Annotated in this window: 16 protein-coding genes and 3 pseudogenes; 17 read left to right on the top strand and 2 right to left on the bottom strand. The window is 36.5% G+C overall.

All coding sequences use genetic code 11. The annotated features are described in order from the left end of the window. The 16 genes and pseudogenes from ACFELZ_RS03550 (at window position 1) to ACFELZ_RS03475 (ending at window position 10444) form a co-directional block, all read left to right on the top strand. Complete coding sequence (locus ACFELZ_RS03550) at window positions 1-234, top strand: hypothetical protein (RefSeq protein WP_375315993.1); 234 nt, start codon at window positions 1-3, stop codon at window positions 232-234. 40 nt (window positions 235-274) lie between these two features. Beyond that, window positions 275-562, top strand: coding sequence for a hypothetical protein (locus ACFELZ_RS03545; RefSeq protein ID WP_341814282.1), 288 nt, complete (start codon window positions 275-277; stop codon window positions 560-562). A 93-nt stretch (window positions 563-655) separates the two neighbouring features. Next, on the top strand, window positions 656-853 hold the full coding sequence (locus ACFELZ_RS03540) for a type II toxin-antitoxin system RelE family toxin (protein ID WP_237350101.1): 198 nt from the start codon (window positions 656-658) through the stop codon (window positions 851-853). Window positions 854-981: 128 nt separating this feature from the next. Further along, window positions 982-2409: a phage portal protein gene (locus tag ACFELZ_RS03535; RefSeq protein WP_375315992.1), complete on the top strand. Its 1428-nt coding sequence runs from the start codon at window positions 982-984 to the stop codon at window positions 2407-2409. Further along, window positions 2406-3472 (top strand): annotated as a pseudogene (locus ACFELZ_RS03530) (S49 family peptidase). The gene ACFELZ_RS03535 and the pseudogene ACFELZ_RS03530 overlap by 4 nt, the downstream one beginning before the upstream one ends. A 141-nt stretch (window positions 3473-3613) precedes the next feature. Then, window positions 3614-3982 carry a head decoration protein gene (locus tag ACFELZ_RS03525; RefSeq protein ID WP_353271855.1) on the top strand — a complete coding sequence of 123 codons (369 nt, stop codon included), beginning with the start codon at window positions 3614-3616 and terminating at the stop codon, window positions 3980-3982. Window positions 3983-4019: 37 nt separating this feature from the next. After that, window positions 4020-5024 carry a major capsid protein gene (locus ACFELZ_RS03520; protein ID WP_375316520.1) on the top strand — a complete coding sequence of 335 codons (1005 nt, stop codon included), beginning with the start codon at window positions 4020-4022 and terminating at the stop codon, window positions 5022-5024. Further along, on the top strand, window positions 5024-5344 hold the full coding sequence (locus tag ACFELZ_RS03515; protein WP_375316519.1) for a hypothetical protein: 321 nt from the start codon (window positions 5024-5026) through the stop codon (window positions 5342-5344). Before ACFELZ_RS03520 ends, ACFELZ_RS03515 begins: the two co-directional genes overlap by 1 nt. Then, a complete protein-coding gene (locus tag ACFELZ_RS03510; RefSeq protein WP_250779063.1) occupies window positions 5334-5834 on the top strand; it encodes a phage tail protein in 501 nt (166 codons plus the stop codon). The genes ACFELZ_RS03515 and ACFELZ_RS03510 overlap by 11 nt, the downstream gene beginning before the upstream one ends. Next, window positions 5831-6307, top strand: coding sequence for a hypothetical protein (locus tag ACFELZ_RS03505; RefSeq protein ID WP_375316518.1), 477 nt, complete (start codon window positions 5831-5833; stop codon window positions 6305-6307). Before ACFELZ_RS03510 ends, ACFELZ_RS03505 begins: the two co-directional genes overlap by 4 nt. Beyond that, window positions 6294-6758 (top strand): phage baseplate assembly protein V, encoded by a 465-nt coding sequence (locus tag ACFELZ_RS03500; protein WP_264328558.1) that lies wholly within the window; start codon window positions 6294-6296, stop codon window positions 6756-6758. Before ACFELZ_RS03505 ends, ACFELZ_RS03500 begins: the two co-directional genes overlap by 14 nt. Further along, complete coding sequence (locus ACFELZ_RS03495) at window positions 6755-7009, top strand: PAAR domain-containing protein (protein WP_047759655.1); 255 nt, start codon at window positions 6755-6757, stop codon at window positions 7007-7009. Before ACFELZ_RS03500 ends, ACFELZ_RS03495 begins: the two co-directional genes overlap by 4 nt. 2 nt (window positions 7010-7011) lie before the next feature. Beyond that, window positions 7012-7347: a GPW/gp25 family protein gene (locus ACFELZ_RS03490; RefSeq protein ID WP_375316517.1), complete on the top strand. Its 336-nt coding sequence runs from the start codon at window positions 7012-7014 to the stop codon at window positions 7345-7347. 2 nt (window positions 7348-7349) lie between these two features. Continuing rightward, on the top strand, window positions 7350-8150 hold the full coding sequence (locus tag ACFELZ_RS03485) for a baseplate J/gp47 family protein (RefSeq protein ID WP_375316516.1): 801 nt from the start codon (window positions 7350-7352) through the stop codon (window positions 8148-8150). Then, complete coding sequence (locus ACFELZ_RS03480; protein ID WP_375316515.1) at window positions 8150-9187, top strand: phage tail protein; 1038 nt, start codon at window positions 8150-8152, stop codon at window positions 9185-9187. Before ACFELZ_RS03485 ends, ACFELZ_RS03480 begins: the two co-directional genes overlap by 1 nt. 18 nt (window positions 9188-9205) lie before the next feature. Next, window positions 9206-10444 (top strand): annotated as a pseudogene (locus ACFELZ_RS03475) (IS256 family transposase). Window positions 10445-10450: 6 nt separating this feature from the next. Here ACFELZ_RS03475 and ACFELZ_RS03470 read toward each other — a convergent pair. Further along, window positions 10451-11482, bottom strand: a pseudogene (locus ACFELZ_RS03470) (IS256 family transposase); the annotation flags it as partial. 233 nt (window positions 11483-11715) lie between these two features. Beyond that, window positions 11716-11895 (bottom strand): hypothetical protein, encoded by a 180-nt coding sequence (locus ACFELZ_RS03465; protein WP_375316514.1) that lies wholly within the window; start codon window positions 11893-11895, stop codon window positions 11716-11718. 467 nt (window positions 11896-12362) lie between these two features. Here ACFELZ_RS03465 and ACFELZ_RS03460 point away from each other — a divergent pair, with 467 nt between their 5' ends. Then, a complete protein-coding gene (locus tag ACFELZ_RS03460; protein ID WP_375315786.1) occupies window positions 12363-13223 on the top strand; it encodes an IS982 family transposase in 861 nt (286 codons plus the stop codon). Window positions 13224-13288 lie beyond the last annotated feature (65 nt).

Below are 13288 nucleotides of genomic sequence, written 5' to 3'. Positions count from 1 at the left end.
ATGTACAATCAAGAATATTTAATTCAAGTTGAACAAGCAATAAAGAAGCTTCAGAGTGGCGAAAGAGTAGTATCAATTGCATATGGTGATCATGTTGTGAGATATGCTGAAGTTCAGATAAATGACCTGCTGAATCTACGGCAACGTATTAAGGCTGAGCTAAAAGTTGCAGGTGTGAAGCCAAAGAGGAAAATTGTTTTTTCAACGAGCAAGGGGATTGACAAAATTATGTAAAAATGTTATAGTTTACAGTTGATATCTTACAGTGAATAATATGGCTCAAAGTCAAGGAAGGCTTAATGTTAATGTAAATTTTGAGGGGGAATTTGCTCAGTACCTTACAGAAATGGCGAAAGTTCAAAATAGAACTATAGAAGAAGTTGTAAAGGACCTAGTAGAAGAAGAAATTGAAGCAAGTAAATTATCTGAAGAAGATGATGAAATAGATGAAGTAGATATAGAGTTAGCTAAGCTTTCTCTTGAGCGTGATGCTAGAGGTGATGAAGAAATTAGAAGTGAGGATGTAGACTGGAATAGAATATTATCTGCAAAAACAGTCTAAAAGTGGAGATACAAGCTGGGATACGATATTATCTATTCAAAAAGAGTTCTTGAGGAAGACTTTCTTGCATTACCACCAACGATAAGATCTAGAGTGAGAAGAGCTGTAGATAGTCGTCTTGCAACCAACCCTAAAGCAATAGGTAAAGCATTATCGCATGAATTCAAAGGGTATTTTAGGATACGAGTAAGTGATTATCGTGTAATTTATAGGATAAATTACTCAAAACACACAGTAACTATTACTGCAATGGGACATCGGAAGGACATTTATGAACGCAGCCCAGAATAAGCGTTGGTATTTGTGCAAGAGCCTCATGCATAATTTATAAAGTGTTAACAGCCAGACTCTCCAGCAGCTTGCTGTAATTTTTTAATGTCAAATTGCGCAACAAACTGCTGCATAATCAAAGAGGCAAAATGCTATTAAAATCGTTCAAACAATTATTCAACAAACTAAAGATAAAAAGCTCAGCCTGGGATGCATCAGGCTCAGGAAGAAGGGTAATGTATTGGCAACCGGAGGCAGGAAGCATAAATAATTTGCTTTCTCAAAGCCTTGAGCACTTACGTAGCCGCTCTCGTGATATGGTAAGAAAAAATCCATATGCAGCAAATATCATTGATACCATAGTAAGTAACTCTATTGGAACAGGAATAAAACCACAATCAAAAGCAAGAGATGGAGAATTTCGAAAGAAAGTACAAGAATTATGGCTGAGATGGACAGATGAAGCAGACAGTAGCGGAGTGAGTGATTTTTACGGGCTGCAGGCATTGGTTTGTAGGAGCATGGTTGAAGGGGGTGAATGTTTTGTACGACTGAGGACGAGAAAATCTGGAGATGGTTTATGTGTACCTTTGCAATTACAAGTACTTGAATCTGAACATTTAGACAATAAGAGTAATCAAACCCTTGCCAACGGTAATGTAATTAGAAACGGGATTGAGTTTAATAGGCTTGGGCAAAGAGAAGCGTATTACCTTTTTCGAGAACATCCGGGTGAAGGATCATTTGGAGAGTCAGTTAGAGTACCAGCAAATGATGTTTTACATATTTATAGACCGCTAAGACCTGGGCAGATTCGAGGAGTACCGTGGTTGTCCAGTGTACTGTTAAAGCTCTATGAACTTGATCAATATGACGATGCGGAATTAGTGAGAAAAAAGACAGCAGCGATGTTTGCGGGATTTATTACCAGACTTGATCCAGAAGCAAATATTTTAGGAGAAGGTGAAAGCAATGAACAAGGGGTAGCACTTTCAGGACTAGAACCAGGAACTATGCAACTTTTAGACCCGGGAGAGGATATAAAATTTTCAGAACCATCAGATGTTGGAGGAAGTTATGAAGCATTCATGAAACAGCAGCTCAGGGCGATAGCAGTAGGCACAGGGATAACGTATGAGCAGCTAACAGGGGATTTAACGGGTGTCAATTATTCATCAATCCGAGCTGGGTTAATAGAGTTTCGTAGGAGGTGCGCGATGTTACAGCATAACGTGGTAGTATTTCAATTTTGCCGTCCAGTATGGGATAGGTGGTTAGAATTAGCCCTACTCTCAGGAGAACTCGATATAGGAGAAGAATGGACAAAAAAAGGGGCAAAAGAAGTAAAATGGATAGCGCAAGGGTTTGATTGGGTGGACCCGCTGAAAGATCAGCAAGCACAGCAAATGGCGGTAAGAAATGGATTTAAGAGCAGGTCAGAAGTAGTATCAGAGCTAGGTTACGATATAGAAGAAATCGATCAGGAAATTGCTGAGGATCAAAGACGTGCTAGTTCACTCAACTTAAGCTTCGACAGCGATGTCAGTAGTGTTGATTCTAATGTGGAAATGATATGAAACAACAAATAAACAAACCAATGATGGTAGAGCCAAGAAGTTTGAGTTACTGTCATTACAAGCAGGAAAGCAGCCAATTTTTAAAAACATAAAACATGCAGTAAAAAATAGTGAAAAAGGAATAAAAGTTATACCGATACATGGAATCTTGACGAAAAAGTCAGAAGCTTTTGATAATGTGTTGGGGATGACATCGTATGAGAAGATACGTGAAGAGATAGAAGAAGCTTTGATAGATGAAGAAGTAGAAACAATAATTTTGGACATAGACAGCCCTGGAGGGGAAGTAAACGGTTTATTTGACCTTGCTGATTTTATTTATGAGGCAAGAAAGTCGGAAAAGAAAAAGATCGTAGCAATAGCAAATGATGATGCGTATTCTGCAGCGTATGCAATAGCGTCAAGTGCTGAAAAAGTATTTGTAAGCAGAACATCAGGGGTAGGAAGTATAGGAGTAATAGCAAGTCACGTTGATCAAAGTGGATTTGATGAAAAACAGGGGGTAAAATATACCACAGTATTTGCAGGAAAGAGAAAAAACGATTTAAATCCGCATGAGCCAATGACGTCTGAAAGTCTGGAAAGCTTGCAAGGAGAGGTAAATCGCCTATATGAGATGTTTGTCCAGCTCATAGCACGAAACAGAAATTTGTCCATGGAAAGAATCAAATCAACCGAAGCAGGGCTATATTTTGGAGAAAAAGCAATAGAGATAGGACTTGCTGATGGAATGACAATTCTTTCATCTATTAATAAAAACAGGAGGAGTATTACTATGAATGAACAAACTACAACTGACCTAGAAACTGATAATTTAACTAATAAAATCAAGAATGACAGCTATCGTACTGAAGTTCTTGAATTAATACGTTTATGTAATGTATCAAAGATGCCAGAAAAGATAGGAGAACTTATTGAGCAGAATGTAAATGCAAAGCAAGCCCAAGAGATATTAATGTCGATACTGGCGGAGAGAACGAAGAAGACAGAGATAATGAGTACAATACCGCAAAATACACCGGAAGACTTGATGATGCAGGTAGCGAAAAGTCGGGGCATTTGATGCGCGGTATATAATACTGCCGCGGTAAATAAGTGTTCGAAATGCGCCAGAATAGCCAATTGTAGAGCAACATATCTTTTACCGTGGCGAATAGCGACTTTAAACACAGCGGAATAAACAAAGGAAAAAAGGGGGAGAAATATGACAAGCATAACTGAAACAAATAATTTAGGAGATCTTCTGAAATATGAGGCATCGAGTCTATATTCAAGAGATCAGATAACAGTAGCAAAAGGGCAGAACCTAAAGCTTGGTACAGTAGTGGCTCTCGATAAAGATAACATGATTAAGATAATAAATCCAACTGCCACAGATGGCACGCAAACAGCGATAGGTGTAATAACAAGTGATGTAAACGCAACGGAAAACACCAAAGCAGTAATCATTACACGTATAGCAATGCTAGCAGATTATGCAGTTGTATGGCCAGCAAATATCACTGAAGAACAGAAAGCTGCAGCAATAAAGCAACTTGAAGGACGAGGGATCATTATCCGCAAGGGAGCTTAAAAAAACTATTAAAAACACAAAAGGGGGAAAAGAAAAAATGCAAAATCCATTTACAAATCCAGCATTTAGTATGACGGCACTAACAAATGCGATGAATATATTGCCGATAAATTATGGACGTGTTGAAAATTTAAATTTATTTCCAAGTAGGTCAGTAAGATTTAGACATATCACCATAGAAGAACATAATGGAGTTTTAAGCCTATTGCCAACACAAGTTCCAGGAGCACCAGCAACAGTGGGAAAACGAGGAAAACGGAAAATAAGAACGTTTACCATTCCACATATTCCTCATGATGACGTAGTGTTACCAGAGGAAGTACAGGGAATAAGGGCATTTGGATCAGAGAGTGAACTTAAAGCGCTAGCAGATGTAATAACTGATCATTTGCAGCTAATGAGAAACAAACACGCAATAACATTAGAGCATTTGCGAATGGGAGCGCTAAAGGGAATTATTCTTGATGCTGATGGGTCAGAATTATTAAATCTGTACAATGAATTTGAAATAACACCAAAAGTAGTAAATTTTGCACTAGGAACAGCGACAACTGATGTCAAGCGTAAGTGTCTGGAGGTATTGAGGCACATAGAAGATAACCTAAGTGGTGAATATATGACAGGAGTTCATGCCTTGGTAAGCCCTGAGTTTTTTGATGCACTCACTTCTCACGCTAAAGTCAAAGAAGCATATGAGAGATGGCAAGAAGGAGCAGCACTTCGAAATGATATGAGATCAGGATTTACGTTCTGCGGAATCACATTTGAGGAATATAGAGGGCAAGCAACTGATCCTGAAGGAACCGTAAGAAGATTTATTGAGAAAGATACAGGGCACTGTTTTCCACTAGGAACAGCGAGCACATTTACAACATATTTTGCACCAGCAGATTTTAATGAAACAGTAAATACACTAGGACAGCCACTCTATGCAAAACAAGAACCAAGAAGATTTGATAGAGGAACAGATTTACATACACAGTCAAACCCTCTGCCAATGTGCCATCGTCCGGCCGTTTTGGTAAAAATTAGTTCTAGTTGATGAATATAGGGAGATTATTAGAAGATTGTTTTGAGCATTTAGGAGTGGAAGCCACATATTGTAATAAAAATAAGGAGGGTATTCGAAAAATAAAAGTGCTAATTAAACGTCCTGAGACTACGTACTCTTTAGGTGCAGATGGAGCATTAACTCAGCAAATTGCTTCTATAGAAATACGTGATCAGGACGTTACTTCCTTTAGCATAGGTGATTATATCAAGATTGAAAAAAGGTTCTACAAAATTTTTGAACCGCCGTTAAAAGATTCTTCAAGTAAAATATGGAAAATTCAAGCCGTAGGAGAAGGAAGTGTTTCATAATGTAAATCAGGTAATAAGTGATATCAGGGAAAAAGAAGCTCAAATCAAATTAGTAGTAGCAAAAGCACTGAATAAAACAGCACTATGGTTAAAGGGACAAGCAGCTAAGGAAATTAGTGAGGAAAAGAAGATAAAATTAACGGTAATGAGAAAAAGGTTGCGAATCTTTAAGACAAGCAAATTAGAGGTTTTGATAAGAGCAAACTTGTATGACATCAAAGCTTCATCAATGGGTAAAATGAGACAAACAAAAAGAGGTACAAAAATAGGAAAAAATGAGTTTATAGGAGCATTTACTGCAATCATGCCAAGAGGTTATAAAGGAGCTTTTAAACGTGAAGGAAAAGCAGCATTGCCAATAAAGGAAGTTAAATTGCCATTGGAACCAGAAGCATCAAAAATAATAAAGGAGCTAGTTAATTATGAAACAGAAGTGATATTTGAGAAGTACTTTGAGCGTGAATTGAGTTATATTACAAGAAATGCATGAATTTTAAAGATTTGCATAACGCAATCTGCACTACGCTGAAGAAGGAATTTTCTGTGATACAAACATGCGAAGTATATCCAGCAATGAGGAAAGAATTGATAGCACCAGCAGTATTTGTGGAACTTAGCAGCTTTGAAAAAGGACATGATTCAGGAACAGAAGAATTAGCCCTAAAAGCAAGATTTGAGGCAAGAATTGTGATTGATAGCACAATAGAAAATGCACCTATTATTGTCAGAACATTAGCAGCAGAAGTAGCAAGAGTAGTAAATAAAAATACTTGGAACGTGAAAAATGTTTCACCAGGAGAATTTATATCAGGAGGAGGAGATGATTTTAGGCCAGAGCTCGATGCATATTTAGTGTGGTTGGTTGAATGGGTTCACTATCTGCATTTTGGAGAATCAGTCTGGTTAGAGGGGAAAATTAAGCCACATAAAATAGCAGTGGGAGAAATGCATGTTGGAAAATAATTTTGCCATTGCAGAGTTACAGAGAAAAGTAGCGAATATTATTCGTATCGGAATTATTAAAGAAATAGATTATGAAAAAGCAAAAGTAAGAGTGAAAATAGGAGAATTTTTAACAGATTATCTGCCATGGGTAACGAGCAAAGCAGGAAAAGACAGAGATTGGTCTCCACCAGATATCGGTGAACAGGTTATGATATTTTCTCCTTTTGGTGAACTATCATTAGGAGTGGTATTAGGAGGAATATATCAGGAAAAATACCCTGCACCAGAGAATAAAAAAGAAATAAATAGTATAAAATTTCAAGATGGAACAAGATTGTTATATGATAAAGGGAAGCATCATTTAGAGATTGAAGTAGTGGACAAAATAACACTGAAGGCTGGGAAATCAAGTATAGAAATGACAAAAAGTGGAATAAAACTGAAAGCAGAAAGGATTGACTTAAATTGAACAAAGGAATAGTAAGGTTAGGAGACTACTGTGGAGAAGCTATACCACATTTCTGCATTAGCGGCAGTAATAATGTTTTTGTAAACGGTAAGTCAATATGTAGACAAGGAGACAGTTTTAGTGAAGGAAGAGCATTAACTGAAGGATCAAAAACAGTATTTGCAAATGGTCTTAGTGTAGGAAGAGTAGGAGATATAGTTTCATGTGGGTTTAAAGTAATAAAAGGCAGTGAAAGCGTCTTTGCAAAATAGAAATGAAGGGAATGGATGCTAAAACAGGTAAGGGATTAGAAGGTTTGGAGCATTTAAAACAATCAATTACTGATATTTTAACCACTCCTATTGGATCACGTATTATGAGAAGAGAGTATGGATCAAGATTATTTGAATTAGTAGATAAGCCAGTAAATCGTGATTTTACACTAGAAATTTACGCAGCAACTGCAGAAGCTTTGGAAAAATGGGAAAAGAGATTTAAGTTAGAAAAAGTAAAAATAACAGAAGTGAAAGAAGGAAAAGTAACGCTTGACCTAGAAGGATTGTACTTACCAATGGGGGAAAAGATTCGCTTTGATGGAGTTGTGGTATAAAGATGGAGCAGCCTAACATTATTGAGCCACTGAACTTCGAAGAAATCTTTTCACGTATGAAGGAGGAGTTGATACGTCGAGACTCAAGTTTTACAGCATTAGTAGAAAGTGACCCAGCGATGAAGGTATTAGAAGTAGCAGCATGGCGAGAACTTTTGTTGAGAGAAAGAATAAAAGAAGCGGTAAAAAGTAATTTACTGAAGTTTGCGACGGGAAATAATCTTGATAATTTAGCTGAATTTTACGGAGTTGCAAGGGAAAAAGAAGAAAAAGATGAAAATTTTAGGAAAAGGATTAAAGCAAAAATAGTAGGCTGGAGTACTGGAGGAAATTATCGGTATTATGCATTATCAGCAGATACGAGAGTAAAAGATGCATTAGTAGAATCACCTGTACCAGGGAAAGTACAAATTTCAATCTTATCAACAAAATTATCCACAACTGGCATAGTGTCAGAAGAGCTACTTAAAATTGTAAAAAAGCAGGTTATGAGAGATGATATAAGGGTTTTAACAGATACAATAGAAGTGGTAAGTTGCAATATTATAGAAGTAGATATCCACAGTAAAATTAGCATTAACAGACCAGACATCATTGAAACGGTGAAGAAGAAATTTATCGAAAAATTTGAAACAACGAAAAGATTAGGATGGAAAGTAACGAAATCATGGATTATAGCCAACCTGTTTGTGGATGGTGTAGAAAACGTAGAATTAATCGAGCCAAAAGAGGATGTTGTGGTACTGGGGAATGAGTGTGCTATTTTGCAAAGCTTAAATATTGAACTAATGGGTAAAAGTTAATGTTATTACCCCCAAACGCAACAAAGCAAGAAAAAGCGCTGGTTGATGCAATAGACTACAAAGTAGAACCAAGCAGGATAAGAGGATTTAAGTTTAATCCTAAAGATGAAATATTGCCATGGATAATAGAGGAATATGGGTTAGAAGAGATTCTGCGTTGGGCAAAAGAGAAAAGAAGAGCGATAAAAGAAGGAATAAAATTTCAGCGTTTAAGAGGAACACCTGCCTCACTGAAAATAGCACTTAAATGGGCAAATATAGAAGATATTACGATTATTGAAGAGCCAACCGGTAAACATTTTTTTGAACTGCAAATAGGAATAAAAGATGTTCCAAATGACTTTTTTGTAGATGCAGTAGTAGAACTTGCAAAACTATCACTACCAGCAAGATCGCGGCTAATGAGGATTTTTAATGACCACTACAACGTTGATAGGTTTATTTTAGATGAAAGTTTATTTGGAAGTTTGTTATCAGACTACTCTGGTATAAAAGTTGAAAAAAATGGGCCAGTGTTATCGTTTGGAAGAGTAAATTTTTTCAGTTCTAGAGGTCCGTTAGTAGAGATTGTAGACAACTATTTAAGAGAGCATTATGAACAAACATTTAGTAATGACATATATCGATTAGATGTAGCAGTACTTGGAGAAACCGAGCCTAACACAAAGAATTGTAACGGTATTTATGAAAGAAGTCATCAGTGGAATAATTTAAAAACGTTATATCCGCTACCACAGAGCTTATTACCAGCAATTAAGTTTGCAAAGGCGCAGATAGTATTATCGGACAGTTGGAGTTTAGGAGAAATAAACGCATGTTTTCCGGTTACGAGTGCAGAAGAGAAAGGAAGTAAATTTTTACTAGGAAGTGATAAACTATCCGAACAACTGTGGAATTTAAAACACAAGCCAATTTTAGAAAGGTTCAGCGTAACCCATAATTACAAAGTAGAAAACCATACCGATCAAAAAATCACAAGATACGGGAATGTTCAAAAAAGTGTGTCAAACCGAAAAAAAAGTAATAAATTGATATAAAAAAATGGAGGTTTGACAATGAGTCAGAAAGTAGTAAACAGAACTAACGGATTGGTAGATTATAAAGAGTTGGAAACAAATATCCTGTCGTCTATACGAGAAGGAAGACCGTTGACAGGAAGGGAGGGAGCATTAACACCATTTATAAAAAAGCTGCTGGAGGCAAGTTTGGAAGGTGAAATAGAAAACCACTTATTAGCTGAAAGTGAAGAGAATAATCGAAGAAATGGGAGAAATGGAAAGACTTTACGGACAAGTGCCGGTTCATTTGAACTTTTGACGCCAAGGGATAGAGAAGGAAGTTTTGAGCCGCAAATAGTCAAAAAAAGGCAAACAAGCTTACATCCAGAGCTTGAAACGAAGATTTTGAGCACATTTGCCAGTGGTATGAGCTATAGAGATATAGCGTCACACGTTGAGGAAATTTATGATCACAAAATATCGGCGGCAGAGATATAAAGTATTACCGACAAATTACTGCCTATAATCAATGAATGGCGTAGTCGTCCACTGCAATCAGTATACCCGATAGTATTTATGGATGGGATGTTCTTTAAGGTCAAAGAGAATGGACATTGCGTAAGTAAATGTATGTACAATATATTGGGCATAGACCAAAATGGCAGAAAAGAAGTCCTGGGCTTTTATTTGGCTGAAAGTGAAGGAGCTAACTTTTGGTTGGGAGTGCTAAATGACCTCAAAGAAAGAGGAGTAGAAGATATTCTGATTGCATGTGTAGATGGGCTAAAAAGCTTTCCTGCAGCTATAAATAGTGCGTTTCCTAAAGCAGAAGTACAGCTATGTATAGTGCATCAGATAAGAAATTCACTAAAATATGTATCCAGCAAAGATGTGAAAGTTTTCATGAATGATTTGAAAAAAATATATCGTGCTACAAGTAAAGAAATTGCTGAAAATTACTTACTTGAGCTGGAAGAAAAATGGGGAGAAAAGTATCCTTTAGTTATAAAATCGTGGCAGAACAATTGGGAAAATTTATCTGGTTATTTCAAGTATTCTAGCCCAGTTAGAAGGCTAATTTACACCACAAATCCAATTGAGGGGCTGCACAGACAGATCAGAAAATTCACTAAAACCAAGGGCTCATTTACCAGCACAAATGCCTTGTATAAACAGGTATATTGTGCTATAAAGAAGGTAGAGCAAAAATGGACTATGGCTCTGCCTAATTGGGCTTTAACTATGTCTCAACTTGATATTTTCTTTCCAGATAGATTGAAAATTGAGTTGAACTAAAAATGCGGTTTGACACACTTTTTTGAACATTCCCCTAGAATACTTGAAATAACCAGATAAATTTTCCCAATTGTTCTGCCACGATTTTATAACTAAAGGATACTTTTCTCCCCATTTTTCTTCCAGCTCAAGTAAGTAATTTTCAGCAATTTCTTTACTTGTAGCACGATATATTTTTTTCAAATCATTCATGAAAACTTTCACATCTTTGCTGGATACATATTTTAGTGAATTTCTTATCTGATGCACTATACATAGCTGTACTTCTGCTTTAGGAAACGCACTATTTATAGCTGCAGGAAAGCTTTTTAGCCCATCTACACATGCAATCAGAATATCTTCTACTCCTCTTTCTTTGAGGTCATTTAGCACTCCCAACCAAAAGTTAGCTCCTTCACTTTCAGCCAAATAAAAGCCCAGGACTTCTTTTCTGCCATTTTGGTCTATGCCCAATATATTGTACATACATTTACTTACGCAATGTCCATTCTCTTTGACCTTAAAGAACATCCCATCCATAAATACTATCGGGTATACTGATTGCAGTGGACGACTACGCCATTCATTGATTATAGGCAGTAATTTGTCGGTAATACTTTATATCTCTGCCGCCGATATTTTGTGATCATAAATTTCCTCAACGTGTGACGCTATATCTCTATAGCTCATACCACTGGCAAATGTGCTCAAAATCTTCGTTTCAAGCTCTGGATGTAAGCTTGTTTGCCTTTTTTTGACTATTTGCGGCTCAAAACTTCCTTCTCTATCCCTTGGCGTCAAAAGTTCAAATGAACCGGCACTTGTCCGTAAAGTCTTTCCATTTCTCCCATTTCTTCGATTATTCTCTTCACTTTCAGCTAATAAGTGGTTTTCTATTTCACCTTCCAAACTTGCCTCCAGCAGCTTTTTTATAAATGGTGTTAATGCTCCCTCCCTTCCTGTCAACGGTCTTCCTTCTCGTATAGACGACAGGATATTTGTTTCCAACTCTTTATAATCTACCAATCCGTTAGTTCTGTTTACTACTTTCTGACTCATTGTCAAACCTCCATTTTTTTATATCAATTTATTACTTTTTTTTCGGTTTGACACACTTTTTTGAACCATACGCGTCAAGTTAAGGGAAAGTAGCATAAGGAAAAAGAAAAGTGGTAAAGATTATTTTAGATATTAAGTAATAAAGCTAGTAATTTATAGACTCTTCTAAAAGAATTATCTTATTTTAGATCAAAATTTCCCAAAAAATAAATGTAACAAACAAGATACCCACTTTAAATGGTGCTATATTGGGCCTTAACTTGACGCGTATGCTTTTTTGAACATTCCCAGTGCTCAATTTCCGTTGTTCTTGTGGGGTTTTTACCATTTGGCAGTAGTTTATCTGCAAAATTTTTCTCTATATCTCTGCAAAAATCATCGACCAAACAAAACAGTTTTGTTATATCTTCCATGGGTAACCTCATCTATTTTTTTATCACTGCTGAGTTTACCCTGTTTTCTTGCCTCTTCTATTCTCCTTTAATCCATAATTCACGTCAAAAGGAGGGGGTATGAATAGTTATTGCTTGGTTGGAAGCATGAGAAGATAATACCTTCTCAGAGTGGATAGGTGGCAGATTGAAAATTTTTGTGAGGCCCTTTCTGCTTTTTGCAGTATAGGAAAAAGACCTCGTAAAGGAGATTAATCGCCCCTGCCACCGAAAACCATCGTGCGGCCTATAAAATTTAGTGACCGCGTATAGGAGAATGGACCAACCGGTACTCTGATATGTTAGAGTATTCAATAAGAGGAAAATTTTATGCGTTATATAGGTGTTGATTTACATACTAATAACGTGAATTCTGGATTAAAGGAGAATAGAAAAGGCAAGAAAACAGGGTAAACTCAGCAGTGATAAAAAAATAGATGAGGTTACCCATGGAAGATATAACAAAACTGTTTTGTTTGGTCGATGATTTTTGCAGAGATATAGAGAAAAATTTTGCAGATAAACTACTGCCAAATGGTAAAAACCCCACAAGAACAACGGAAATTGAGCACTCCGAAATCATGACAATAATCCTGCTATATCAACAATCTCCGTGTAAAACTTTCTATCTACATTACCTAACGTTGCTCTACAAATCAGAGTTTCCAAAGTTACCTTCATATACCAGGTTTGTTGCTCTAAAGCCTAGGGTTTTGTGGCATTTAGCAATGTTGTTGCATTGGCTTTGTGGACAGTCAGAAAACACTGGAATTTCATATATAGACACAACTCCCATTGCAGTTTGTCATGCAAAAAGAATATCCAAAAACAAAGTTTTTGCTGGAATTGCAAAATTAAGCAAGAGCACTTACGGCTGGTTTTTTGGTTTCAAATTACATATGGTAATCAATGAAAATGTTGAAATTCATGCACTTACGCTAACAAAAGGCAATGTTGATGATAGGATACCTGTGCCAAATCTGACGGAAAAATTAATCGGTCTTTTGTTTGGTGACAAAGGTTATATTGCAAAAGAGCTTTTTCAGAAGCTGTTTGACCGAGGTTTGAAACTTGTTACCAAGGTGAAAAAAGGTATGAAAAATACATTGATTTCGCTAAATGAGAAGATTTTACTGAGAAAAAGGTCTATCATTGAGACTGTTTTTGGTTACCTAAAAAATAGACTAGAAATTGAACACACTCGCCATAGATCCCCTGTTAATTTTTTGGTTCATATCTTTTCTACTCTCATTTCCTATTCCATCAAATCCACAAAGCCTTCTATTTCCTATACTTTCTTCCTTCCTTAATCCAGAATTCGCGTTTGTACTTGTTTCTATCATTTTGATCCTAAATTATTTAGCTTACTCACTTT

This window comes from Wolbachia endosymbiont (group A) of Colletes cunicularius (assembly GCF_964264715.1).
Classification (GTDB): domain Bacteria; phylum Pseudomonadota; class Alphaproteobacteria; order Rickettsiales; family Anaplasmataceae; genus Wolbachia.
This window is presented reverse-complemented; position numbering and strand designations above follow the sequence as displayed.

What these genes read in the sequence shown, in the direction of transcription:
- ACFELZ_RS03550 (WP_375315993.1), top strand. Translation starts at nt 1, where the DNA reads ATGTACAATCAAGAATATTTAATTCAAGTTGAACAAGCAATAAAGAAG.
- ACFELZ_RS03460 (WP_375315786.1), top strand. Translation starts at nt 12,363, where the DNA reads ATGGAAGATATAACAAAACTGTTTTGTTTGGTCGATGATTTTTGCAGA.
- ACFELZ_RS03535 (WP_375315992.1), top strand. Translation starts at nt 982, where the DNA reads ATGCTATTAAAATCGTTCAAACAATTATTCAACAAACTAAAGATAAAA.
- ACFELZ_RS03520 (WP_375316520.1), top strand. Translation starts at nt 4,020, where the DNA reads ATGCAAAATCCATTTACAAATCCAGCATTTAGTATGACGGCACTAACA.
- ACFELZ_RS03515 (WP_375316519.1), top strand. Translation starts at nt 5,024, where the DNA reads ATGAATATAGGGAGATTATTAGAAGATTGTTTTGAGCATTTAGGAGTG.
- ACFELZ_RS03485 (WP_375316516.1), top strand. Translation starts at nt 7,350, where the DNA reads ATGGAGCAGCCTAACATTATTGAGCCACTGAACTTCGAAGAAATCTTT.
- ACFELZ_RS03505 (WP_375316518.1), top strand. Translation starts at nt 5,831, where the DNA reads ATGAATTTTAAAGATTTGCATAACGCAATCTGCACTACGCTGAAGAAG.
- ACFELZ_RS03525 (WP_353271855.1), top strand. Translation starts at nt 3,614, where the DNA reads ATGACAAGCATAACTGAAACAAATAATTTAGGAGATCTTCTGAAATAT.
- ACFELZ_RS03480 (WP_375316515.1), top strand. Translation starts at nt 8,150, where the DNA reads ATGTTATTACCCCCAAACGCAACAAAGCAAGAAAAAGCGCTGGTTGAT.
- ACFELZ_RS03545 (WP_341814282.1), top strand. Translation starts at nt 275, where the DNA reads ATGGCTCAAAGTCAAGGAAGGCTTAATGTTAATGTAAATTTTGAGGGG.
- ACFELZ_RS03490 (WP_375316517.1), top strand. Translation starts at nt 7,012, where the DNA reads ATGAAGGGAATGGATGCTAAAACAGGTAAGGGATTAGAAGGTTTGGAG.
- ACFELZ_RS03500 (WP_264328558.1), top strand. Translation starts at nt 6,294, where the DNA reads ATGTTGGAAAATAATTTTGCCATTGCAGAGTTACAGAGAAAAGTAGCG.
- ACFELZ_RS03465 (WP_375316514.1), bottom strand. Translation starts at nt 11,895, where the DNA reads ATGGAAGATATAACAAAACTGTTTTGTTTGGTCGATGATTTTTGCAGA.